Origin of the sequence: Hymenobacter sp. YC55, from assembly GCF_029433095.1 — a bacterium.
Classification (GTDB): domain Bacteria; phylum Bacteroidota; class Bacteroidia; order Cytophagales; family Hymenobacteraceae; genus Hymenobacter.
Window position 1 is genome coordinate 567,319 of record NZ_JARNTX010000002.1, and the last position, 24,607, is coordinate 591,925.

The following is a 24,607-nucleotide window of genomic DNA, read 5'->3' on the forward strand; positions in this document are numbered from 1 at the left end:
ATGGTCATTAAAGACCGTCATGCTGAGCGCAGCCGAAGCATGACGGTCAGAGAAGACACAGTTCACCGCTCAATTTTTAGTTTTTAACTCTCAATTTCTAATTGAACTCGCCATGTGCGGAATAGTAGGTTTTTACGGCCCCGATAACGTTGTTCAGGACATCGTGATTGGCCTCACCGCCCTCCAGCATCGGGGGCAGGATGCCGCGGGTATCGCCACCTTCGACGATAATTTCCATTTACATAAAGGCAACGGTCTCATCAATGACGTGTTCAAACCCAAGCAGCTCAAGAAGCTGAAGGGCAACATCGGCATTGGGCACGCGCGCTACACCACCCAAGGCTCCAACGATACCGAGCTGGCGCAGCCGTTTACCACCAGCTACCCCTTTGGGCTAAGCATGGTGCACAATGGCAACGTTATCAACTTCCGGCAGGTAGCCAAGCGCCTGCACGAGAAGTACCACGTGCTGCCCAAAACCAGCAACGACCTGGAGCTCATCATGTACACCTTTGCGTCGGAGCTGCGCCTCAAGAATCTCGACCGCCTTTCGGTGGTAGATATTTTCGATGCCGTTGAGACCACGCAAGAGCTAGTAAAGGGAGCTTACGCCACCATCACCATTATTGCCGGCCACGGCCTGCTGGCCTTCAACGACCCGTTGGGAATCCGGCCGCTGGTGCTCGGCCGCCGCGAAACGCCGCGGGGCCCGGTTTATGCCTTTGCCTCGGAAAGCACTTGCTTCGACTACTTGGGCTTCGACTTCATTAAGAACGTTGGGCCAGGACAAGCCGTGTTTATCGACAACGACTTCAAGGTTCACTACAAGAACCCGTACAATCAGCCTAAGAACTTCTGCGTTTTCGAACACATCTACTTTGCTCGCGAAGACTCCACTATCCACGGCCGCTTGGTGGCCCGGGAGCGGGTGCGCTTGGGCAAGATGCTGGCGCGCAAGGTGATTGAGTCAGGTATCCAGCCGGATATGGTGATTGACGTGCCGTCGTCGGGGTACTTTGCGGCGTCGGGTTTGGCGGAGGCTATCGGCGTGCCGTACCGGCGCGCCCTGGTAAAGAACAACCACATGGGGCGCTCCTTTATCGTGAGCAGCCAAGCTGGCCGCGAAGACGTGGTAAAGAAGAAGCTGAACCCCATCCGGGAGTTTGTGGAAGGCAAGAAGGTAGCGGTAGTCGATGACAGCATTGTGCGCGGCACCACTTCGCGGCGCATTGTGCGCATTTTGCGCGAGGCTGGTGCCAAGGAAGTGTACTTTATTTCCAGCGCGCCGCCCATCGTGAGCCCCTGCATCTACGGCATCGATATGGCCATGAGCACCGAGCTGATTGCCGCCAACTACACCGAGCAGGAAATCTGCCAGTTCATCGAGGCCGACCGGGTTATCTACCAGTCACTGGAAGATTTGCAGGAGCTGTTCTCGGAAGAGAAAGGCCACGGCGGCAGCTGCTTCGCGTGCTTCACCGGCAACTATCCTACCGGCGACGTTACGAAGTACCTGCGTCACATTCAGGAAGAGCGCCAGAGCCACCGCAAGAAAGAGCCTACCGAAGCCATAACTTCTGTAAGCGCCAAGGCTCCTGAGCCAACCGAACATTAAACCAAAATTCTTACTGTCTGGAATCTGTCATCCGGAGGCGGTAGCCGAAGGACCTTATGCCCACGGAACAAGCCGCTGCAATGGCTGACGTCGAGGTGTGAGAAGGTCCTACGGCTACCGCCTCCGGATGCCAAACGAAACAGACAAAGCATTCCCATTGACTTTACCCCGCCATGAGCCAGACTTCTGCCGAACCCAACATTAAAGAAACCGCCGGCTACTCCATTGAAGAAGGCAATGCCGCTTCCAAAAATGCATACCATTGGGCGCAGAAAACCTTCGGTACCCGCGCTGGCAAGCCAGGCGAGCCAGCTCAGGACTTGGCCGGAGGCTTCTCCAATGAAATCCGCTTTGGCAGTGAGCGGCTGGGTATCGGTTCTGATGGAATTGGGACTAAGATTGAAGTAGCTGAACGTACGGACCGCTACGACACGCTAGGCTACGACCTGATTGCCATGGTGGCCGACGACTTGGTGGTAGCGGGCTTCATTCCCACCAACCTGTCGAATATCATCGACGTGAACACGCTCAACTACGAGGTAGTGGATGAACTCATGCGTGGCCTGCACGACGCGGCACAGTTCAGTCAGATTGCTGTAACGGGTGGCGAAATTGCCGAATTGGGCAACCGCATCGGCGGTTACCCTGGCGCCCGCATGAACTTCAACTGGTGCTCGACGGCTGTGGGCGTGCTGCATCCTAGTTTGGAGCGTCCGCTCAGCGGAGCCAATGTGCGTGCCGGCCAGGCGGTGGTGGCGCTTCGCTCGCCTTCGTTCCGCTCCAATGGCTACTCGCTGGCCCGCCGGGCCCTCACCAAAGCTTTCGGTGAAGCGTGGCATACGGCTCCCTACACCGGCTCCGATGCCGCCGAAATGGGCAACACGTGGGGTGAGGTGATGCTGGCTCCCTCGCTTATCTTCTCGCCTGGTGTAGGAGCGGTACTGGATGCAGGCCTGCCCCTGCACGCCGCCGCGCACATCACCGGCGGTGGCATTGCCGACAACTTCAAGCGCGTGCTCAAAAATGGAGTGGGGGCTGAGCTAACGAATCTGTTCGAGCCGCTGCCTGCTATGCAGCAACTGGCCGAGCTGGCCGGTATCACGCCCACAGAGGCTTACCTCTATTGGAACATGGGCAACGGCATGCTGCTTGTGACGGACGAAGACCAAGCCGAAGCTGTAGCTGCCCAACTTCAAGCAAGTGGCTATCAAGCCCAAGTAGCTGGCCGCATTACCGCTGAGCCGGGTGTCCGCTTGCGGGTAGGAGCTGGCGAGTTGAGCTACGAAGGGTAAGCCTGCACCGAGAGCCTGTATCAGCTGAACTAAGCTAGCAAGATCAGATAAGATATGAGTATCTGACACGGCTAGTAAAGGCAGTAAGTTTGATTACTAAGAAAATTGTCTCTCAAAGAAGAAGCCTGACATCTACTAGATGTCAGGCTTCTTCTTTTACATGGCATGAGCACTTGCAACAGGCAACATGTACAAAGAGAGTACGAAGCTTTAGAAAAGCACTGAGCCTATACTACGAGGTTCAATTTTTAGGGGTGTTTTTGGTTTTTATTGCAACAATCGGCGTGATATACCTAAAATTTCATAGGTATATGCTGTATTTAATATGACGTTTGTATATATTGGCCTTAGAATTATAGGGGATAGTAGAATGTGTTGCACAAACTGTTATTGTTTTAGCTGCTCTAGCAAACTAGGCGCTCTAGCTTAACAGTAACGCTGGTACTTCTAGCAAGCGCTAGAAATGACGGCTACCGACTCACAACCCAATTGCGTGAGTCAATAGAAGAAGCGTTTTCAAGGAGAGTAATAAGTGTGCTTCCCGAACTAGGTACGGGGTGTGGTAGAACAAGCAACTGCTACGCCGCATCCTGTTTTTTCGGGGAGTAATGATGAAAGTAACACGCACGCATGAGTGGCTTATGCCGGTATGCCCATTCGCGCTACACTTTGCCATTAATCACTCATAATCCGAATAGTATGCTGCTTTTTACCGCTGCCATTGCTTTGTGCGCACCGCTTGCCTCCCAACCGGGGGATTCTGTTAAGACTTCCTCGCCAGATTCCGTTAAGACTTCGGCTTTTAAGATTTCCGGCTACGCCGACGCGTACTATCGCTACAACTTCAACAACCCTGGTGAGGCCCCTTACAACAACCTGACGAGCTTCACGAACAGCCACAAATCCTTTGAGCTGGGTATGATTTCGGTGAAAGCCGAGCACACCATTGGTAAAGTAGGCTTGGTGGCGGATTTGGGCTTCGGGCGGCGGGCCGAAGAATTTTCTTATAACGACGACAACACACGCTTTGCCATCAAGCAGCTGTTCATCACCTATTCGCCCACGGCCAAAATCAAGCTGACGGGTGGTAGCTGGGCCACCCATATTGGGTACGAATCGGTGGACCCGTACCTGAACAGGAATTACAGCATGAGCTATATGTTCTCGTATGGTCCCTTTTTTCATACGGGGATAAAAGCCGATTTCGGGCTTGGCGAGAAAACAAACCTAATGGTGGGCGTAGCTAACCCAACCGACTTGAAAAGCGCCAGCAGCATGCCCAAAACCTTTATTGCGCAGTTGGCCACCGGTACACCTGACGACAAGATAAAGGCCTATTTCAACTACCAGGGAGGTGCGCAGCACGATTCGCTGCGCGTGCAGCAAGGCGACTTAGTACTAACATACGCTCTGTCCAGCCAGCTCAGCTTCTCCTACAATGGCACCGTGCAGTACCGGCAGTTCCGGGGCGAAACCGGCTGGGGTGACTACAACGCGTGGTGGGGCAGCGCCTTATATGTGAATCTGGACCCGGCGCCCTGGTTCGGGATGACCTTACGCGGCGAGTACTTCGGCGACAAAAAGGCTCTAATAGGATTCAATGGAAACGTGTTTGAAACCACGCTTTCCTCGAATTTCAAGATTGATAACCTCACTATCATCCCGGAACTGCGCCTCGATAATGGCGATGTAGAGTCGGATTTATTTATCAATAAATCGGGCAGCCTCAAGAAAACCACGGTGAGTGCTTTGCTGGCAGCCGTCTACAAATTCTAGTTGGCAAGGCAAGCAAAAGCCTGCTTCAGCATGGCGTAACCCTCACACAAACAGTTCATTTCACCTGAAAAGCCTGTAGTACATTACCCAATTCACTGACCATGGAAAAGTCATTACCATCTAAATTCAATTACGGGACGCTGGCACTCCTCGTCTTATTCGTTCTGGGGGGCATTGCGGCGTTTGTGAAAGTGGAACACCCTGCGGCAGCGCCGGACACCATCAACGGGGCTGATGTGGCTTGGATGCTGACGGCTTCGGCCTTCGTGCTGCTCATGACGCCGGGTTTGTCGTTCTTCTACGGCGGCATGGTGCGGCCCAAAAATCTGATTTCCACAATGCTGCAGAGCTTTGTGGCCCTCGGCGTAATTTCTTTGGTGTGGTATTTCGTGGGTTTTTCGCTGGCTTACGGCGATTCGTTCGGTGGCATCATTGGTGACCCACGCACGTTCCTGCTGCTAAAAAATGTGGGAACGGCTACGCACCCTACGTTGTCGCCCACCATTCCGCTGATTCTGTTCTTCGCTTTTCAGCTCAAGTTTGCCATCATCACGCCGGCGCTTATCACCGGTTCGTTTGCCGAGCGAGTGCGGTTCAAGGGTTATTTGGCGTTTATCATTCTGTTCTGCCTCTTCATCTATTGCCCGCTGGCCCACTGGACCTGGCACCCCGAAGGCTTCCTGCGCAAGTGGGGCGTGCTCGACTTCGCTGGGGGTACGGTAGTACACATTTCGGCGGGGGTAGCGGCTTTGGTGGGGGCCTTGGTACTTGGTCCGCGCAAAACGCACCGGGGGCAGTCTTTCTCTACGCCTAACGTACCCTTCGTGCTGCTCGGCACGGGCTTGCTGTGGTTTGGCTGGTTTGGCTTCAATGCCGGCTCGGCCCTTGGTGCTAATGAAATGGCTTCGCTGTCGTTTGTTAACACCAACTTGGCATCGGCAGCGGCGCTGGTAGCTTGGATGCTGATTGAAGTGGCCCGCGGCGGTAAGCCCACGGCTATGGGCGCCTGCATTGGGGCAGTAGTTGGCTTGGTGGCCATTACACCTGCCGCCGGTTACGTAGACTACGGGCAAAGCATCCTGATTGGGGTGGTGGCTTCTACCATCAGCTTCATGGGCGTGCATTGGAAAAACAACCGCACGAGCATCGACGATACACTGGACGTATTTCCCTGCCACGGCCTGGGCGGTATCGTTGGGATGTTGCTGACCGGTGTGTTTGCGGCCAAAGTGGGCTTGGTAAACGGCACGGCCACCATCTTCAACTATCACCTGATAGGCCTGGCTATCGTGATTGGTTACACGGCCATTGTATCGTGGGTGCTGCTAAAGCTAACCGACGCGCTATTCGGCCTGCGGGTGAAAGAAGCCGACGAAGAGCTCGGCCTCGACTTGAGCCAGCACGAGGAATCTACTTATCACGTGGACGAGGAATTCGAGAAAACCTACCGCAAAGAGCTGGTGTAGCGCTTATCGAGAAGTACACGCGCTGAGGCAACCTCAACGGCCGTTGCTACGGCCATCACTACAACAAACTTAGCTATCAACACAAAGCCAGCATTCCGCTCGGAGTGCTGGCTTTGTGCGTCTAGTTGAATTATGGCTACAGTTGCGTAGTAAGGCCGGTCGGTTTGCCTTGCATGGCTAAGTTGAGGCTGTCGAGCACTGCCCGTAGATGCGTATCAATCTGCGTGAGCTTTTTGTCTCGGCTCTTGCGGGGCCTAGTATACACGAGCGCCTCAATGGGGGTGGTTACTGGGTCGGGTGAGCTGTACTTGCCTTGGCGGGCATTCTGGGGCTGCGTGTGCGTGATGTTGTCGAGTTGGTAGGTGTAGCTACCATCTTCGACCGCAACCGCCAGTTGGAACCCAAACGATTCCTGTCCCTTCTTGATTCTACCGCGGAACTGTAGGGCGCCAGTTTCCGGATTAATGTGGTGGGCCGACGCTTTGTAAGTTGGAGCCACTTTCGACACCCACTGTTTGGCCCGTGTGAAAAGCTGATCTTTAGTAGTGTCGGTTACTGGTATGACGGCGGTGTAGACTGCCGTATTGGTCGTCGTGTTTAGGGGAAGCGGCGAAAACCTAAACGGCGCTTCTTGGGCACCTGCTGTGCCGCCTAGCAGCATCAGCAAGAAGAGAAGGTAAACTTTCATGGGCGAGAGAGGGAAAGAGGGTGGGGGCAGACATGTGATAGAGCGTTTGCAGCTTTTTACGCATCACAGAACAGGAGGTATACCATAAGCCAGCACTTTCAACAAAGCGGCTAGCTCGTGCTACTGGTGTATAGTTTAGCTTCAGAAGGCTAGCTGGCAGTCCTGAAGGTCAGCCAGTTTCCACCAAATTTTTAAGAACTGCTTGGCTACACGACATAAAAACAAAAACGGTCTGACAGCTACCCAAGTAGCCATCAGACCGCGCAAAAGTACGTCAGGGCGCTTATTTCGCCACAGGTTCTATATCAAAGCCCGCTTGCGCTACGGCTTTCATTACTAGTTCGGGAATGACGTTTTCGCCTTCCACCGTCAACACTTTATCGGGATTGTTGGTGTCAACGTTCCACTTCTTTACGCTGGCTTCGGCGTCGAGGAAAGGCGTAACGGCGCGCAAACAGTTGGCGCAGTTGATGCTGGTTTTGAATTGTAGGGTAGGCATGATGGATGGCTAGTTGAACCTAACTGACTGGAAGCGGCTAGGGGTGTATGAAGTACTGCTAAAATAGAAAAGCACAGCAAAAGTAGCTGCGAGTGCAGGGTTGAGAGGTATACGCTTTGGTTGCCGAAGTGTAGAGTTTTGGTGTATTTAGCTAGTGGTAATTACAACTTATACGTCAGCTCGAGCAAATACAAAAAATGGATAACAATGAATTTTGGTGGTTGATTGACAAAGCCAAGGAAAAGTCAAAAGGCAACCGAACACTACAAGAGCAATTGCTTATTAGCAGCTTAACAGAATGCCTGCTTGACGAGATAGTGGAGTTTGAATGTATCCTTCGTGAGTACTTAATTGAGGCCGATGACTTCAAAATCATTGCTGCACAGAAAATTATTGATGGATACGTAATAGATGATCCTTACTTATATTTCCGCTGCTGGCTAATCGGGCAAGGGCGAGAGGTATTTATGAGTGCGCTTCATGACCCTGACACGCTAGCAGATGTCATGGACGAACCGTATCAGGACTTTGAAGAATTGCTTTACGTCGCTACTGCGGCATACGAGCAACGCACCGGTAAAAAAGAAAATGATGATAAAGAGGATGTCTTCCCTAGAGGAGTAGCCTCTGCTCGTGGTCTGGATTATGACTTTGGCTCTTTTACCAAAGGAGATGACTGGACTGAAGAACAACTACCAACTATGTTCCCTCGGTTGTGGGCTAAGTTCAATACATAAGTCTACACGCCGAATGCAGGTGGCAGTAGTATGCTTACTGTCTTAGAGTTGCATCTCGGTACCCGTTGTAGATTATCCACTATAAAGACATTGAATGAAGATCTATGAATTGCCTGAAACCAGAGTTAATCTCGTAACAATTCCGCCTATCAGTTTTATAGAGGGCGAGTTCGTCAGAATAGAAATGGGGTTTCTTGAGTATGACTTACGGCAGGCAGTAGCAAAGTGTATACTGAAGAATGCAGTACAAGCTAAAATTCGCCCTGTTCGGCCACTGCAAACACAGAACCTCTTTAGATTTTTCAAGCCCTGGAAAGTAGCCGACTATTTCAGAGCAGTAGGCCTAACAGATGAGCAAGCACAGAATTTTTTCGCTATAGAAAACAAGCATAACGAATCCATAAAGATTGATTCAGTATTGCAAGAACTGAGGTTTCAGCAGAAGCAAGTAGTTTTCTTATATGCTATGTCTTGCAACAGTGCACCAATCTTTATTCATACTAGTGGCTTTTATGCGTCAGTTCTTGCCCTGGCCTATGATGTAATAAAGCGTCATGTGATGCGAGGCGGCACTTGTATTGAACTAGCATATCCACTATTCCAGCATGAGGATAGCTTAAGAACTGCTATTGTAGAAGATCCACGAACAATCACGCTAAGATGAAAAGCAAAAGGGCTTGACTACCTGATTGGTCAAGCCCTTTTGCTTTTCATTCTGCTGCTTTCCTACGCCGGCCGCAGGGGGCGTTTTTCCAGAATCAGGTTGGTGCGGAAAGTGTTGAGGCTTTCCTCTAGGCCTACGGGGTAGGTATGCGGATTTAGGAACCGGCGGATGCTGGAGTCGAGGCTCTGCACTTCGCGCTGGGCGTGGGCACGGCTTTCGGCCAAGGTAGGCAGGTCGAGTATGCGGCGGCCCTGGCGGAACACGGGCTCCAACAGTTCCCGGAAGTTGGTGGAGCGGATAGGACGGCGGCGCGTTGGGTCCAGCGGGTCTACGATGGTGAGTTGCTCGGGCAGAGGCTCGGTGGTATTGTAGAGCATGTCGGCGCGGGGGTGGCCCTTGTCGTTGAGGTAGCGCCGCACTTGCAAGATGCCGGGGATGCTGGTTTTGGCGAGCTGCTCGGAAAGCTTCAGGGTGAAGTCCCAAGCCGTATTGTCGGCGTTGCGCAACGCGGCCAGCTTGTACACGCCGCCAAGCGCGGCTTGGTTGTAGGCCGTAACCAGCTGCGTACCAATACCCCATGTGTCGATACGGGCGCCTTGCAGCTTGAGGCTGGTAATGAGGTTCTCTTCGAGGTCGTTGCTGGCTACGATGCGCGTCTTGGGGAAGCCAGCTTCATCGAGCAGCGCACGGGCTTCGCGGCTCAGGTAAGCCAAGTCGCCAGAGTCGAGGCGGATACCACCTAGCTCGTGGCCGTTGGCCCGCATCTGACGCGCCACACTGATGGCATGCCGCACGCCTTCCAGCGTGTCGTAGGTATCCACCAGAAACACCGAATCATCGGGGAAGGCATTGGCGTAGGCGGCAAAGGCCGTTGGCTCGTCCTCGAAAGCCATTACCCAGCTGTGCGCGTGGGTGCCCTTCACCGGAATGCCGTAGCGCTGCCCAGCCAGCACGTTCGACGTGGCATCGACGCCACCCAGGTACGCGGCGCGGCTGGCGCCTAAGCCACCATCAAAGCCTTGAGCCCGGCGCAACCCAAACTCCAGCACCTGGTCGGTAGGGCCTGCGGCCTCGCGGATGCGGGCGGCTTTGGTGGCAATCAACGTCTGGAAGTTAACCAGCGTCAGCAAGGCCGTTTCCAGCAGCTGCGCCTGCAACAGAGGCCCGCGCACCCGAATTAGTGGCTCATTGCCGAACACTACGGTGCCTTCGGCAATGGCTTCCACGTCGCAGGTAAACTTCAAGTCGCGCAGATACTGTAGAAAGTCGGTGGGGAACAGGGTCGCGCCTTGGCTGCCTTTCAAGCTACCGAGGTAAGCTAGATCATCTTCCGAGAAACGAAAATTCTCCAGCCAATCGACGGCCAGCGCCAAACCAGCCGCTACGGCGTAGCCGCCCTCAAACGGAGCTTTCCGGAAGTAAAGGTGAAACACGGCTTCCCGGTCCTGCATGCCTTGCTGCCAGTAGCCATAGGCCATGGTCAGTTGGTAGAGGTCGGTAAGGAGGCTGAGCGAGGGCGTGTAGAGGCCCGATAGGGGAGCAGGATTCATCGGCATAAACAACAAGTGGTGCCCCAAGGTACGGGGAGTAACTATATTGGCGCCTACCTGTTTCGCCTGCAAGCTGCACCGGTCTACCTTTAGCGCCGCGTCGGCCCCTGACAGGCGGAAATTTACCGGTGAAGTTCAGGCTTGAGAGTCTAGCAATATGAAACACGTTTTAACACTTCTGGCCTGGGCCGGTATGGTGCCAGCGGCTTTCGGGCAAGGGCAACTTGCCAAAGTCACCATCTCAGGAGCCACCGTTGAGCGGGTGGAGAGAACCTTAGCGGCCGATGCCATGCAGGGTCGAGCGCTAGGTACCATGGCGCCGCAGGCAGCGCGTTTCCTGGCCGCCGAATTCAAACGAATCGGGCTGAAGCCGTTGCCCGGCCAGACTTCGTTTGGGCAGTCATTCAAGGTGTATGAAACCCGCACGGTACAGGTGCGGGCGGTGCTCAACAAGGTGCCGGTAGCAGCAGAAAACGTGCTGCTCCTGTCCGGTCAGCCCCAACTGCGCTGGACCAATAGCCCGTCCAATGCGCCCCGCGTAGTACGGGTGGGGCCTGCTGCCGATTTCCGGAAAGAGGTCATGCCGCTGCTCGAAGCGAAAGAAAACTTGCTGGTGCTTCTCGACCCAGCGCATGCCGAGCGTTTTCAAGCGCAACGCCTGCGCTTCAATCAAAACGGACGATTCAGCCTCAGCCAGCCGAATCCTACAGCAGTAGTGCTTGTGCTGCTAGCGGCGCCCCTGCCCGCGGCTCTCACGTTTCAGGTGGACGGTACCACCCGCATCAAAGAGTTGGAAGCGCAGAATGTAGCGGGCATGTTGCCAGGCCAAGACAAAGCCAAGGCTCCCGAACAAGTGGTTTTCTGTGCACACTACGACCATATTGGCATCCAACCCGCTGTGGCCGGCGACTCCATTGCCAATGGCGCCAACGACAATGCCAGCGGCACCACCGCCGTGGTGGCGCTAGCCGAGTATTATGCACAGCAAAAGAGCAATGCCCGCACCCTGGTTTTTGTAGCTTTTACTGGCGAGGAAGTAGGAAGTCTAGGAGCCCAGTACTTCAACCAGCAAGTGGAGGCCAAGCAGATAGTAGCCGCTTTCAACCTCGAAATGCTCGGCCAGCGGTCTAAGTTTGGGCCGGGCACAGCTTTCATCACCGGCTTCGACAAGTCCGACTTTGGCGCTATTCTGCAGCGCAATTTGCGGGGCACCCCGTTTCGGCTCGAACCCGACCCGTACCCAGAACTAAACTTGTTCTACCAATCCGATAATGCCACGTTGGCCCGGGTGGGTATTCCGGCTCATACCATCAGTACTGCGCAGCTGCCTACTGATAAGTTCTACCACTCGGTTGATGACGAAATTCAGACCCTAGACTTGGCTAACCTCTGCACAGTTGTTGAAGCTATAGCACGTAGTGCCAGTAGCATCATCAGCGGTCAGGATACACCCACGCGTATAGCAGCAGAAGATAGTGCCACCCGCTAGCAGGCAAGGCCTCCTTAGCGGGCTTCGCCTTAGGAAGTTCGTAGTTCACCTTCTCCAACTCGGTTGGTTGCCGTATGCCTCGCTCCACACCCGCTACCCCTCCAACGCTGTTGCACCGCCTTGGCTTATTGCCTACCTGGTTGCGTCTATCGTTGGGCTTGGTGCCGGCAGCAGCTGCGTTCGTGCTTAGCCCGGTTTCCTGGCATTCCATGACGCGTCTGATCACTGCCTGGGATGCCTTTTCGCTGACAAACTTGGGGCTAGCCTGGAGCATAATTGCAAGCGCGGAAGTGAACCACATTCGGCGCATTGTAGCGCGCGAAGACCCTGGCCGCCACCTTGTCTTCGTCCTGGTACTGGTGGCTGCGAGCAGCAGCCTATTAGCGGTCATCTACCTGCTTTCCTCGGTGCATGTTATAACCAAGGGCTACACACAATATTTGCACGTCGGATTGGCAATTGTGGGCGTAATGCTGAGTTGGCTACTTGTGCATACGATGTTTACGCTTCGCTACGCGCATATTTTTTATGGGGAGGGCGCCGGAAAGAGAGAAGGCGGACTACAGTTTCCGGGGGAGGAAAAAGAGCCTGATTACTTCGACTTTGCTTACTTCTCGTTTGTCGTGGGCATGACCGCCCAAACGGCCGACATCAGTATCACAAGCCAAAAGCTAAGACGACTTGCTTTACTTCATGGGTTGCTTTCCTTTGGCTTTAACACTGTAGTGGTAGCCCTCTCTATCAGTGGTCTAGCCGTGCTAATCTAATAGAGCGAAGCGCTAGTTTGCATACGACACACCAGCCCACCTGAGGCCTGCGGATACTTTAGAGAGCCTAATATAATTCCTGTATAAATATAATTATTTTGATGGTGCTAAATCGTAAAGCACACTTAAAAACTGCGGTTTTTATTTTGAGTGACCTTAAAAAATTACAAACGTAGATGTGCTACGTTTAGCAACAGTTAAGCCCTCGAAGTAACTCGAAGAGAGTTCTGAGTAGGTAAGGACTACAGAATGCCTGCTGTTAAGCGGCAAAGAGCTGACGAGTAGACTGCAAGTTGCGGCAATACAAAGAGGCGTCGAGCAGCGTGGCTAGAATAGTGGGCTGCGCTGAAGCTGGTAGTTGCAACACAGCTTGCTGTGTATCGTGCTCTAAATGGCACAGAATTAACTGAATATGCTGGTGGCGCAACCGGACGCAGAAATCTCCTAAGAGCTGGATAATAGCTTCCGATGGATGGTGAAATTCGCTGCAGTCCACCCATACGTTGATTTTGCCACTGTCTCGGGCGCGCTGCAAAGCTCGTTGCAAGGCTTCTGGCTCGATGCTATGCTGCTCGTCAGTCAGAATTAGTAAATAGCTGTCAGGCAGAATCTCCCGATATACGTTCATCATGGCTAGAAGCTTAATAAACCAAGTTTCGGCGAAGCCTTTACTAAAGCAGAATTTGGTTTGTGCTATCAGTGAAGGTGTTATGATGACTGCTGCCTATTTCGCTGTCATTACTACCATTTTCTATCCTCACCTCTACAACAGACCTTTCACTAATACTGTAAAGCTACAATATTCATAAATAGCAAGCTATAAGTTTAAATACTGATTCTATCGGTGAGATTAATACTTATTTCAGTATAGTTGACTGTGCTTACCTGGGACGAAGGTAGTGGGTGATATCGATATGCCTGAAAGCACCGTATACCCATGGCTTATTAGCTAAGGGTTGATATGAAATGTTAACTCTACTTCTTTAGCTAAAGTGTTTGCTGCTGCAACCGCTTGCCTCCTTGCTGTTACTTTGTTTTCTCCTACGTTCTTGCCGCTATGATCCGAGTTTTGCTAACTGACGACCACACTATCTTGCGCGACGGTATTCGGGCATTGCTTAGTATGCAGTCCGATTTAGAGGTGGTGGGCGAAGCCAGCAACGGTCAGGAGCTGCTCGACTTGTTGGCTGTGACCCCTACCGACGTTGTTTTGATGGACATCAACATGCCCGTCATGGACGGTTTTGCTACCATGGAGCACTTGCGCGAGCAATACCCCGAGGTGCGAGTGCTGGTACTCTCCATGCTCAACCACGAAAACTACGTGCACCGCATGATAGAAGCGGGCGCCACTGGTTACGTGCTGAAAAATGCCGACATCGCCGAGATTACCTACGGTATCCGGACGGTAGCAAGTGGCAGGCCCTTTCTATGTACTGAGATTGGGATGGATATGCTCTTCAAGATAGTGCGCAACACAACCTCCCCAACCGACACAGTTCGCCCCAGATCCGGCGACCTATCGAAGCGAGAATTGGAAGTGCTCCGCCTTATCTCGGAGGGCATGACCAACGCCGAAATAGCCGACAAGCTGTTCACCAGCAAGCGCACCATCGAGACGCACCGCCAAAACATTATCGAGAAGACGCAGGCAAAGAACACGGCAGCACTTATCAAGTACGCCGTATCCAATGGCTTGCTGGGTGAGTAAGTTTCTGTCCGTTAGCTAGCTGGTATTTCACCCACGAGCACCTCTGTCGGATACGTGCCGGGTGCGTATTCAAGTTGCTGTCCGAGCCGCTCCACCGCCGATTGAAACGATTCTTTGGCTGTGCCGAAGCCCTGCAACGATTCGGGGGAGTAGTGGTAGTTCCGATAAACTACATCGGGCGTTTCGAGTTTTGCCACTAAACTGGCTGCTTCGTGCTCGGGAATGGAGGTAGGGCTGCCACGCCACAGAAGCCGATATCCTGGCTCCTGCGCGAGTTCATTCTGCTTGAAGTAAAGCGGTACACCGTCGGGCACGGCATACAAGTACACCCGACCACCTTGCGGCGTCGGGCACAAGAAAAGGGATTCCATTACGGTAAACTAATGTTGCAAAAGGTATTGGTGTGGTACTCAGGGCGTACGGCAGCTACGAGGGGACGTAAGCAACCGGTTCTTTGATTAAACGAATTGAATATTAATATTCCAACTCACCAAATTAATTATTTCGACTATAGGATAAATGCAAAAAAATACCCTCTCTGCTGACAGCAAAGAGGGTGGTAAGTAGCCCCGGCGAGAATCGAACTCACATCTAAAGTTTAGGAAACCCTTATTCTATCCGTTGAACTACGGGGAATGGGTAAAAAACTGATTTTAAGGCTTTTATTAAGAAGTGTAAAAGCTTATTTTAGAATTTTTGGAGCCATTGTTTTACCATTGTTTTACTCTTTTTAAGAAGTGAAGAGTAGATTCAGCCATGAAATCTGTCTCTGTAGTCCTTTGGAAACGTCATAAAAATGACCGATATGGTGTGCTGCGCTTGCGGGTCATTGATGACCGAAAAGCTAGTTACAAATCATTGGGCATCAAGGTTCTTACTACTCATTGGAATGAACGGAGCCAGCGGGTACGCAAAATCGAAGGGACGGATTACGAGCAAATTAATCAGCGAATCGAAGAAAAGCTGGCGGAGCTGGGGACAGTAGATAACGTCGCGGCAAAGGTGTCTGGCAGTAAGGACAGCTTTTTAGAGTACGCCGAACATTATATCACCACTATCACCACCTACGGGAGTCGGGTGAAGTACGAGGTGGTGCTGAATAAGCTTAAGAAGTACCGCTCGCAGGTGTTGTTCGCCGACCTGACCCCCAGTTTCATCCGCAGGCTACATGCTCATTTAGCGGATTCCCTCAGCCAGAACACCGCCAACCACTACATGAAGCTGTACCAGCATCTGGTGAACATGGCAATCCGGGAGCAGCAGTACAGCTACACTGTACACCCTTTCCTGACTATCAAATACAAGAAAGAACGGCGGCAGACTGAGTGCATGACCGAAGACGAGTTAGCCGCGCTGGTGCGCGTAGAAGTGCCTCAACGGTTGCTCCATGCCCGCCGGGTGTTTCTATTCCAACTCTTCGCAGCTGGTATGCGGGTAAGCGACGTACTGTTGTTGCAGTGGAGTAATGTATCGGGGTATTACCTGAGCTACCGGATGTTTAAGACCGGTAAGTTCATGCAAGTATTTCTCAACTCGAACATGAGAATTCTCTTAGCGGAACATACAGGCAGCAAGCGCGAGCCAAGAGGCTTCATATTTGATTTCCTCGACGCCGAGAAGTTTCCCGCGGCGATAAGCTCAAGTTTAGTGAGTGAGGAGCAGTATAAGCTTATGCACCACGCCAAAGTAGTTTACAACCGCCACTTAAAGGAGCTTCAGGCGTTGGCAGGTATTAAAACCAACCTTACGGCGCATATCCCTCGTCACACCTATACCAACCTGCTGCTTACCGACCGAGGAAGTTACGACGTTTACGATATTAGCAGGAGTCTGGGACACAGCTCTTTGCAAGTCACCGAGAAATATATAAGTACGTTCAACCGCGAGCGTGGAAACCACATTAGCAAACAAATTAGTGACCGGTTTAGTCTTGGTGTAATTCGTTAGTGATTATACTTTGGTGATTCTTAGTATGCGATAACTTTTCACCTTGACTGAGCATTCTTAATTGAGTCGAACAGAGTTTTATGTGTTATAAACCTTTTTCTATAATGTCCTTTATGTTTTGCATTAGTGATGTAATGTTTTCACTATCGTTGTCTAATCCGATTACTCCCTGAGCTTTGTTTAGTGAGTCTACTTCTAATTCATTTAATCTAAAAAAATCATAAGTGTATTGTCCCTTGGCGTCTCGTATGAAGTATTTTATAATCTTAATATTGTTGACGACTTGGGCATTATATGTTATATGATGGAAATAGTTATCTAGGTTAGGGTGTGCAATTTCGTACGCGTTAGAATTTGTATAATTAGACATTATCGTTGACTCATCTACAAAGTCAGTTCTCTCTCTTTTTACATTCATATTGCACCTCTTGCAAGATACACTGAGATTTATTTCATCAAATATCAACTTTTTAAACTTGCTTTTTGGTAAAATGTGCTCAATGTCAAGGACCATACTGAATTCTCCGTCAGTACCCCTTCTGCAATAGCAACACTGTTCATTATTACTACCACGATAGTTATCTTTGAACTTTCGTTTTGATGTTTCTAGTAATTTATTTTCCCATATATCACCTCCTTCTCTAATTGCTTTGAATATTTGTTTAATGTCGTTTGCATCTAGTAAATGTCTAAGGCTATTTAAATTCATGGAAATATAATTTAATGTCCTTATTCTCGTATTTTATTGTTGTTATCGTTGTCAAAATTGGTATTGACTTGTCGAGCCATTCTCCTAACTGATTTTAACACATTCTTTTGCTTTTCATCGTATGAGTCGCGCTCAATTCTATTAATTTCTTCATCAAATTCTGAAAAACTCATCTTGCCGTTATTCAAAACGTTAAGTAGTCTGACAAGCCTATCTGATAAAAATCTATTTTGAGGGGTGGCTAAATCAAAAAATTTATAAAATGTTTCCTCTAAATTAACCACTCTTTTATCTTGCAGTTCAAGATTTGAATTTTCAATCTTGTAGACATATAAATCGTTGATAAGAAGTTCTGCACCATTGACAATAATGGGTGAATGAGTTGCTATAATTATTCTTGGTTGATATCTATAGAATAAATCTAATAATTTTTTAACGTACTCTTTTTGCCATTTGGGGTGCAAGCTATTTTCAGGCTCGTCTACGATGATTACAGTATCTCTTGTTATAGTAGAAGATACATAGACTATAGACGTTATCAAAGATAGTTCGCCCGAACTGGCACTCATCATTGACATACTTTCACCATTCTTGCTTAAAAAAACATCAATACTGCCTATAGCCCCTATAGCTTTGAGTTCTGCTTCCCATACAAACAATTCAGTAAGAGAATAATTATTACTATAAGAATAATCTCCATCTTCAATATCTAACCAAACTGGACTTGTATTTCTGTTAGTAGTGTAATAATCGTTAGAATTGCTCCTACGTAAATAAGACTCTATAGTGTATGTAATTTTATCAATATCAGATGAAAAGAGTGATGAGCCCATCAACAATGTGTTGTAATTGTCTGATAAAGAATTAATAAAAACTCCGATTTTTGCATCAAAACCAACATATTCTAAAGTGATTAATGAATTTTTATAAACAAAAAAATCTGCTTTAGCCATATTTATAATAGCGTTTTTTAAAATTGTACGTGAATGGGTACGACCAGAACGCCATCTCAAGCAATTGAAATGCAAATGTCTTGAATCAAATTTGTCGAATATTGAATTAGCAATAGCTATAACGTTCTTTCCATTGCGGAGAAAATGTTTGGATAGTGAATTTAAGAGTGTGCTCTTACCACTGCCATTCTCTCCAACGATTATACTAACATCATCGATGGTTGGTGCGTTTTGTAAAATACGTTGTGGAATACCACTTAAATCAATATTTTTCATGAAGCTATGCTCTTTAATGCAAAAAAATTAGAGGAAGACGGGTAATTATTATTTGTGCTGCTGAATATTTTCTGCGGAACTTGTTGACAGCCTAAAAGATACATTAGTTGATAAGATAACAGCGCGTTCACTATTCGGTAAATGATATCGAATGCAATGCTTGAATGTATGATTTTATATTAAACTTTATAAAGTATAATCGGATTCACATTTAAGGAAGTATTAAAATATAATTATCATCAATCTCGAACTTATTAGATTTGTTGTAAACAGTTATATTTTTTCCTATTATTTTATGTCTAATATTTTCAATTAGCTTACTAGTAATTTTGCTTCTATTATTTATAGATAAAGCTATTTCTCGCACTTCAATCGTGCCCCAGCCAATGTCATCGACTCTGCGAAAATAGATATTTAGTTCCCTTAGCACTTCAGGATAATCAATCCTATAGGTGCCATTTCCGCCTGCCGTAGCACCAAATGGGGCTGACATACCTTTGCTAATTCCTGAAACAATTCTTGTTAGAGAATCAGTATTATATTTTATATCTATAATCTTTGCCTCAAATTCTTTTTCCTCGGGATTATTAAAAATTTGTTGCGTTAAGGAAATATCGAGAGCGTTTAAGCCTTTCTCAGTCTGGCTAGGTTTAAAGCTCACTACATAGCATTTTCTTTCCAGCCAATCTGTGTAGTAATAATCAGTTAAATTGTTTAAGAATAGCTTGCTTTCCTTTATGTTTTTTATGTGAAAAAAACGTGTGTCTTCATTTTCATCCTTTATAAAACCGAAGCCTTTGTCTTCAATGTACTTAACTATAATTCCTTTCATTTTATCAGTCGTTATTAGATTTATTTAAAACATCTATCTTACTTGTGTAACATGTTTAGAAAAGCATTAATATAAATATTTTTGATTATATACAGACTTATTTATAACACGATTTTATAGCTGTTTTTTGTAGTCATAATCAAGTGTATAATTCTCTGGAGTTCATATAAATGTATGGTCTTAACAGTTGCCTTAATTGTAGTCGACTAGGTGGAGCTCCATCCCACTTCAAAGCGCGGGCAGAGCGAAGGACCCAATCCTATCATCCAATATTCTACCTTTCATGTGAATGCGTTCAAGAAAGACTCCGTTGTTCGTGAATTGATAAAACTCTTCTAGCTCTTGCCACACTCTTGTGATAAGTGACTTATGCCGAGGATGAAAATGGTGACGTACTCATATCGGAGTAAGCCATTGACTTAACTCTTGTGATAAAGAACAACGCAGGTATCCGTCAGCGCCAACGTTGTCGGTGCCCATAGGTTGCTGACTGCTTCCTACCTGCACGAAGATGGTGCTACACTGCACCGATTCTTCGTCTGCGCAAGTCGGTAGATGTTTGGGGTGTTGGAAGGTGCCTCTTACCGCCTGCTCAGTTACTGTATGCGGGTACAGCAGTACTGTATGTTTCGCGTTATAGTAATGAGCATAGGCGAAGAGCTGCCGTAAGTCCGATTCCGCTGGACGACCGTGCGGGCGCTTCCATTTTGCATCGAGGACAATATTTCCCTCATTAGGTACTTCGATGAGAATATCCGGTTGCATCTGGCTCGTAGTGCCATCTTCGCCTTGCCAAAGAACTTGGTAGCCGGGTTTATGCACTGTCCATCCCATGGGCGAGTACAAGCGTTGTAAGGTTCGCAGTAAGTATCGTTCCCAAAGCTGGTTCATGTTGAACAGTAATGCCACCAAATCATTAGTACCGCCGCGTAGGTCAGGACGGTGGTTCAGCAGCAGCAGCCGGGCTATGACAAGTGCGGGACGATACGCTTCCGTTTTCCGATTAAAAGAAAGTCGGGCGAACGTAGTTGCTGTAACCTTTAGCGTAGGTGCTTCTGCCCACTGCAACATTGCCTGTGCCGTACGACCACGCAAGGTGGTAGAACTTGTAAGCCGAGGCAATAGTAGCAAGGCTTGTCGGATGAGCTGATTGTGTAAATGCAAGTGGTCGTATGTCTGGTGGCGAGTATAAAATCGCTCTTGGTGCACCAGATTCTGTGCGAGATGCCTACCGAATTGAATAGCACCTCGCAACGCGGTTTGCTGCCCTTCGGTGTGGCGGTATCGCTTTACCAGCCCTCGGTGTAGTAAGGCTTCAATCTCAGTTAGAAAGAGGTCGAGGTAGATGTCGAGTAAGCTGTTCTCTTTCTCCCTTAACAAAGCGTTATTAAGCGAGTCCATCGGTAGCGTACCCGATTCGCGCAGCATCCGCAGCAAAATGTCGCGCCACTTTAGGAAGGTCGTACCGCTGGCAGTGTCTACATCTTCTACCTTAGGAAGAATTTCGAGAGTTAAGTCGCCAGCTTGAATGACGCCGACATAACTTCGAAACTTGACGCCGTCGTGACGCATATCATAGTAACGGTGCGCGGCATACTCGTCATGGTAGCGGAAGAGTTGTTTCCAATGCCGAAGTTCAAATGTCACGCCCTTGCGCTCGTCACCGATACTCAGGGTACTGTATTCTAGTACCTGCATAATCCTAGACATACGCAGGTAAGATTAAGCGTAAATACTTTTGAATGCGTGTGCGTCAAGTGTTCGTACGTCAGTCAACTTATAGACCGGCTTTTCGCTCAACTCACTGATGCTGTACGAACCAAATGGCATTAGCTTATAACCCGAGTTTATTTGATTCTGGTTTACTTGTCTAATGAAAGCGCTGCCGAGGACCAAGCCAATTTTACCCCAGTCGCCGAAGAAATACTCTTGCAGAAGAGGAAGGATTTTTTGTTGGAATGCCTCTCGCAGTTCTTCCAATGAGAATACGTGTATAAGCAGTGCGTGACCAATGATGTGGTCGAAGTCTAGAAGCTGCTCTAATCGTGCATTAATTGCCCGTAATAATTTCTCCAAATCAATACCCGTTAGCGGAATATTAAGCAATAATTCTGCAGTGATGTCTGGAGTTGCCCCATGCTGCTGGACCTGCTGCCAGAAAAGTTCTTGGTTTTGTTGCGCAAGTGACTGGCAGCCTAACAGCTCGTAAAGCTCTGTCTCAGCACTTAGATAAGGTTCCTCGTCCCAGCCGCAGTTCTCGTGCTTTTTCTGGCACCATAAGCGTACGATTATCTGATGAGGACTGAGCAATTCTGGACGCGGAAGCATCTCAGTGAAACTGAAACGACGCCGTAATGCTGTATCTAAAGCCTCCACGCTTCTGTCGGCAGTGTTCATAGTGCCAAGCACGTAAAGATTTGCTGGTACGGAGAATTGTTCCTGAGAATATGGTAATACCACTGTGAGCCCTTCTGGACGTCCAGCCCGCTTGTCGTCCTCTAGTAGAGTAATGAGTTCTCCGAAGATATTGGCGATGTTACCCCGATTTATTTCATCTATGATAAGGACAAATGGTGCACCGGAGTCAGATGATGAGCCATGATTGGAATTAGCGGACTGATAGTTCTCATAGTCCTTTAAAGCATTAAAAGCCACCCAAAGGAGTGTTTGATGAGAGCCACCAACTTTGTCGCTAATATCTTGCTGCAGGTTTCCAATTTCCCCTATCGAAGAATATAATTCGTAAAGCTTTTGAATTCGAAATTTATCAACGTGATAAGGACCTTCATCATCTTTACCCTTAGGATACCTGAAGGATAATCTACCAGTGTGCTTCTCAATATCTGCTAGCTCAACTTCAGAGTGGCTTTTTGTGGGAAGCAATACGGGTCCTGAGGTTGTGCTGGTGCGTTCATTAAGGTAATCAAGGAAGCTAGCATACAAATCATCAAATGGAATGGATGAAGGCTGCCTTCTTCTGTCATATGCGTATGTTCGAGCAGTTTCACACATCTGACGAAAAATGCCTTTCCGCACAGCGTATTGCATCGCTTCTGCGGGAGCCTTAACCATATGTTGTGGCTCAAATTCCCCTGAATCTTCCTCTAATTGCAACGAGTTTGTATGGCTTATAGGTAATACAGGCTTAATTCCTTCTACAAAGTCCTCATAGGTAAACGCTTGGTGAAAGGTAACGAAAGCGATACGGGATGAGTGCAGGTATCCATCGAACTTTTTCCGGAGTTCAGCGCGCTTTTCAGGCGGAAATTGCAATTCAAGTTCTGCGTCGCTGATGCCTTCCAGAATTGCTACGGTACGAACCATCGTGTGGTATGTCTTCCCTGTGCCGGGAGGACCATATAGAATCTGGTTGAGTGGGGTTTGGGGCATTACTGGCTTTACTGTAGTTATGGTATCGGTAGTAACGGGGGGTGTAGCTCCTGAGCTAGGAGCATACCCATTCAGCCAGTTAGCGCGTTTTGCTTTAAGCCGTATCAGATTATTTTCAAATTCGTCTTGGGCGAGCCGCCCGGCAATCCATTCAAGCTCGGAAATATACGTTTCTGATACAGCGGCATCGACCAATGGCGCTGTGGTATCTATGAGCGCTAGCAACTCGTTTACTACTTCATCTGTGCTATTGAGAGTACTAGCAGATATGTATGTGAGACGCTGTATCCGAGCTTGAGGTGCAGAGGAGTTCCACTGAATATTCTGTCGTTGGAGAGCAGCTCCAAATACTAAGTTTGAGGTGTTCTGCTTGCCTACTGCTGTATTGGCGAGTTGATAGTGTAGATAGGTGCGCATAGTTCCGTCACGATTCCAGCCTACAACATAGTCTAGTAAATCTCCTGTTGCACTGCCATCGTTGACAGGAATTCCCCATAAGGTGAAAGCAAAGTAGCGCGACTTTTTAGTGCCGATGAAAAGCCCTTTGTTAACTTCATCTGCAAAGTCACTTCGCCTTACAGAGAAAGTAAAGCTCGGGTCATCACTATGACGGCAAAGCAGAGCTTTATACACAGCTATTTGTACCTCTGTGTAACTTGGTTGCAATTCAGTATATGTCATCCTTGAAAAGTAATCCCGATTGAATAGGACGCATTAAAGTAGTACAGGATTCAAAACCCCAGCGAGCGTATCAAGATGCATCGCGTTACATTATCAACTTGGTATCAACTATATAAAAGTCAATAATAGAAGTTTACCGCTATGGTACCCCCTATCGGGAGGCTATGGCACTAAGTTATAGAACCTTGGTACTTACTACTAATAGTTGTATATCTATATGAGTCAATCCTACGAACACATAGAAGAATTTTCCATTCAATAGCCTTAAATGAAGTATGTTTGTTATTGTGGTTGTCCAGAAATAGGAGGCTTACTCGTATACTCAATACACACTAGCACAGTAAACAACCAACTTCAACTTAGTTTCTTTATTTTATATCTAAATTGTATTATAATGAGTAGGATAGTAGAATTTATAGCTGACGAAACCAATGGTAAAGCCTATAAATCACATAAGTTCTGCTTTGATGCCGAACTGAAACTACCATCATTATCATATGAGGACCCCAAGGAATTTACAATCGAAAAGCAAAAACTTGGTGAGACAGACGATAAATTAAAAACGACAAAAGACCTAAGTAACTTTGCAAAACAACTTTCTATAGAAAAGCCCTTATTTACCTATTTTCTAGATGGCTCGCGCAGAATTTATAAAGTAGATGATATTGAGTACTCTCAGCGGCTATTTCCAGTCGTGGCAGGGCAGGTCGGTGTTGCTTGCTGTCAAAGACTATCTGCAGGAGAGTTTAAAAAGGTAAACTTAAAGTGTTTTCCTGTTTTGGCGCTGCCGTCAATTGCAGTAACTGGTCAAAAACATGAAAAGCAGTACATCGGGCATTTGATTGACAAAATCAATAAGCTTGATAAAATGAAGCGATTTGGCGTGGGAATTCATGATTTGTTAATATATAAATCTGATTTGAAGGACGGGGAGGGTGATGATTATATGGACAGAGGTACTGCTAAGATTCAAGATAAAATGATTGAATGCGAAAAGCAGATTGTCGATGAATTAGCTAAAAAAAACTTCCTTAATGAAGATAATTATTTAATTAAGGACGGCACATTGCAATACGGGACTGCTACCAATAGCAATTTTAAAGAACTGGCTGTTTATAAAAGTAATTATAGATGTGTAGTTGGCGTTTCAAAGTCATTTAACCCTGAGTTTTCGAAAAATCATAAAGGCAAAAGTAATGCATCTGCGATTGCACAGTTGCCATTATTTCATAGAACTCCTGCTATTAGATATTATACCAGCAGAATAGGTGATGTGCATTTTTGTATTTGGTATGTCAGGATTCGAGAAAAGAAGTATACAGACAGCCCTTTTTCAGGTATATTAAAACTAGAAAAAGTTCTCGTGTCAAACGATGAGATTGAATATGGATTGCAGTCTAGTGAAATAGATAGAATTACTGCTAATATTATAAATGAACGTAATCCTGTGTGTTACGGTAAGGACCAACGTTGGGCAAATCACCTTTATCCGGTTTACCTAACAGAGAGTTATATCAAAAGTCAGTATCTCGGCGACGTGCATTTTCTAAATCTTTTTTAAGGAA

General features: G+C 48.1%; 21 protein-coding genes and 1 tRNA gene. 11 read left to right on the forward strand and 11 right to left on the reverse strand.

Annotated elements, in window-relative coordinates:
- The first annotated feature begins 112 nt into the window (after positions 1 to 112).
- The 4 genes from purF to P1X16_RS15680 all read left to right on the forward strand — a co-directional run bounded on the left by purF (position 113) and on the right by P1X16_RS15680 (position 6,149).
- Positions 113 to 1,615, forward strand: a complete 1,503-nt coding sequence (gene purF, locus P1X16_RS15665; protein ID WP_277230886.1) for an amidophosphoribosyltransferase — start codon at positions 113 to 115, stop codon at positions 1,613 to 1,615.
- A 173-nt stretch (positions 1,616 to 1,788) separates the two neighbouring features.
- Positions 1,789 to 2,907 carry an AIR synthase-related protein gene (locus P1X16_RS15670; RefSeq protein WP_277230887.1) on the forward strand — a complete coding sequence of 373 codons (1,119 nt, stop codon included), beginning with the start codon at positions 1,789 to 1,791 and terminating at the stop codon, positions 2,905 to 2,907.
- A 699-nt stretch (positions 2,908 to 3,606) separates the two neighbouring features.
- Positions 3,607 to 4,683 (forward strand): outer membrane beta-barrel protein, encoded by a 1,077-nt coding sequence (locus P1X16_RS15675; protein ID WP_277230889.1) that lies wholly within the window; start codon positions 3,607 to 3,609, stop codon positions 4,681 to 4,683.
- Positions 4,684 to 4,784: 101 nt separating this feature from the next.
- On the forward strand, positions 4,785 to 6,149 hold the full coding sequence (locus P1X16_RS15680; RefSeq protein WP_277230891.1) for an ammonium transporter: 1,365 nt from the start codon (positions 4,785 to 4,787) through the stop codon (positions 6,147 to 6,149).
- A gap of 136 nt (positions 6,150 to 6,285) precedes the next feature.
- Here the strand turns inward: P1X16_RS15680 and P1X16_RS15685 are convergent, their stop codons facing one another.
- Both P1X16_RS15685 and P1X16_RS15690 read right to left on the reverse strand, forming a co-directional pair.
- On the reverse strand, positions 6,286 to 6,837 hold the full coding sequence (locus tag P1X16_RS15685; protein ID WP_277230893.1) for a DUF4468 domain-containing protein: 552 nt from the start codon (positions 6,835 to 6,837) through the stop codon (positions 6,286 to 6,288).
- A 283-nt stretch (positions 6,838 to 7,120) separates the two neighbouring features.
- The gene (locus P1X16_RS15690) at positions 7,121 to 7,336 is read right to left on the reverse strand and encodes a hypothetical protein (RefSeq protein ID WP_277230895.1); all 216 of its coding nucleotides are present in this window, start codon (positions 7,334 to 7,336) and stop codon (positions 7,121 to 7,123) included.
- Positions 7,337 to 7,533: 197 nt separating this feature from the next.
- Between P1X16_RS15690 and P1X16_RS15695 the strand changes: the two genes are divergently transcribed.
- Positions 7,534 to 8,073 carry a DUF4240 domain-containing protein gene (locus P1X16_RS15695; protein WP_277230896.1) on the forward strand — a complete coding sequence of 180 codons (540 nt, stop codon included), beginning with the start codon at positions 7,534 to 7,536 and terminating at the stop codon, positions 8,071 to 8,073.
- Between the two features lie 94 nt (positions 8,074 to 8,167).
- Positions 8,168 to 8,737 (forward strand): hypothetical protein, encoded by a 570-nt coding sequence (locus tag P1X16_RS15700; RefSeq protein WP_277230898.1) that lies wholly within the window; start codon positions 8,168 to 8,170, stop codon positions 8,735 to 8,737.
- Between the two features lie 62 nt (positions 8,738 to 8,799).
- Here P1X16_RS15700 and P1X16_RS15705 read toward each other — a convergent pair whose 3' ends face one another.
- Positions 8,800 to 10,287 carry a nicotinate phosphoribosyltransferase gene (locus P1X16_RS15705; protein WP_277230899.1) on the reverse strand — a complete coding sequence of 496 codons (1,488 nt, stop codon included), beginning with the start codon at positions 10,285 to 10,287 and terminating at the stop codon, positions 8,800 to 8,802.
- Between the two features lie 157 nt (positions 10,288 to 10,444).
- On the opposite strand from P1X16_RS15705, the gene P1X16_RS15710 reads away from it, so the two are divergent.
- Together P1X16_RS15710 and P1X16_RS15715 are read left to right on the forward strand one after the other, a co-directional pair.
- A complete protein-coding gene (locus P1X16_RS15710; RefSeq protein ID WP_277230901.1) occupies positions 10,445 to 11,776 on the forward strand; it encodes a M28 family peptidase in 1,332 nt (443 codons plus the stop codon).
- 74 nt (positions 11,777 to 11,850) lie between these two features.
- Positions 11,851 to 12,543 carry a DUF1345 domain-containing protein gene (locus P1X16_RS15715; RefSeq protein WP_277230902.1) on the forward strand — a complete coding sequence of 231 codons (693 nt, stop codon included), beginning with the start codon at positions 11,851 to 11,853 and terminating at the stop codon, positions 12,541 to 12,543.
- A gap of 259 nt (positions 12,544 to 12,802) precedes the next feature.
- Here P1X16_RS15715 and P1X16_RS15720 read toward each other — a convergent pair whose 3' ends face one another.
- On the reverse strand, positions 12,803 to 13,174 hold the full coding sequence (locus P1X16_RS15720) for a hypothetical protein (protein ID WP_277230903.1): 372 nt from the start codon (positions 13,172 to 13,174) through the stop codon (positions 12,803 to 12,805).
- Between the two features lie 426 nt (positions 13,175 to 13,600).
- Here P1X16_RS15720 and P1X16_RS15725 point away from each other — a divergent pair, with 426 nt between their 5' ends.
- Positions 13,601 to 14,254 (forward strand): response regulator transcription factor, encoded by a 654-nt coding sequence (locus P1X16_RS15725; protein ID WP_277230904.1) that lies wholly within the window; start codon positions 13,601 to 13,603, stop codon positions 14,252 to 14,254.
- Positions 14,255 to 14,265: 11 nt separating this feature from the next.
- Here the strand turns inward: P1X16_RS15725 and P1X16_RS15730 are convergent, their stop codons facing one another.
- Positions 14,266 to 14,625, reverse strand: coding sequence for a hypothetical protein (locus P1X16_RS15730; RefSeq protein ID WP_277230906.1), 360 nt, complete (start codon positions 14,623 to 14,625; stop codon positions 14,266 to 14,268).
- Between the two features lie 193 nt (positions 14,626 to 14,818).
- Positions 14,819 to 14,891, reverse strand: a tRNA-Arg gene (locus tag P1X16_RS15735).
- A gap of 119 nt (positions 14,892 to 15,010) precedes the next feature.
- Here P1X16_RS15735 and P1X16_RS15740 point away from each other — a divergent pair.
- A complete protein-coding gene (locus P1X16_RS15740) occupies positions 15,011 to 16,201 on the forward strand; it encodes a site-specific integrase (protein ID WP_277230908.1) in 1,191 nt (396 codons plus the stop codon).
- An 85-nt stretch (positions 16,202 to 16,286) separates the two neighbouring features.
- Here the strand turns inward: P1X16_RS15740 and P1X16_RS15745 are convergent, their stop codons facing one another.
- The 5 genes from P1X16_RS15745 to P1X16_RS15765 form a co-directional block, all read right to left on the reverse strand.
- On the reverse strand, positions 16,287 to 16,910 hold the full coding sequence (locus tag P1X16_RS15745) for a hypothetical protein (protein ID WP_277230910.1): 624 nt from the start codon (positions 16,908 to 16,910) through the stop codon (positions 16,287 to 16,289).
- Positions 16,911 to 16,930: 20 nt separating this feature from the next.
- A complete protein-coding gene (locus P1X16_RS15750; RefSeq protein ID WP_277230912.1) occupies positions 16,931 to 18,139 on the reverse strand; it encodes an AAA family ATPase in 1,209 nt (402 codons plus the stop codon).
- A 211-nt stretch (positions 18,140 to 18,350) separates the two neighbouring features.
- On the reverse strand, positions 18,351 to 18,971 hold the full coding sequence (locus P1X16_RS15755; RefSeq protein ID WP_277230914.1) for a cold shock domain-containing protein: 621 nt from the start codon (positions 18,969 to 18,971) through the stop codon (positions 18,351 to 18,353).
- 396 nt (positions 18,972 to 19,367) lie between these two features.
- A complete protein-coding gene (locus tag P1X16_RS15760; protein ID WP_277230916.1) occupies positions 19,368 to 20,669 on the reverse strand; it encodes a restriction endonuclease in 1,302 nt (433 codons plus the stop codon).
- A 24-nt stretch (positions 20,670 to 20,693) separates the two neighbouring features.
- Entirely contained in the window at positions 20,694 to 23,042 is a 2,349-nt protein-coding gene (locus P1X16_RS15765) for an AAA family ATPase (RefSeq protein ID WP_277230918.1), read from the reverse strand.
- A gap of 394 nt (positions 23,043 to 23,436) precedes the next feature.
- On the opposite strand from P1X16_RS15765, the gene P1X16_RS15770 reads away from it, so the two are divergent.
- The gene (locus P1X16_RS15770) at positions 23,437 to 24,603 is read left to right on the forward strand and encodes a hypothetical protein (RefSeq protein WP_277230920.1); all 1,167 of its coding nucleotides are present in this window, start codon (positions 23,437 to 23,439) and stop codon (positions 24,601 to 24,603) included.
- Positions 24,604 to 24,607: the final 4 nt, after the last annotated feature.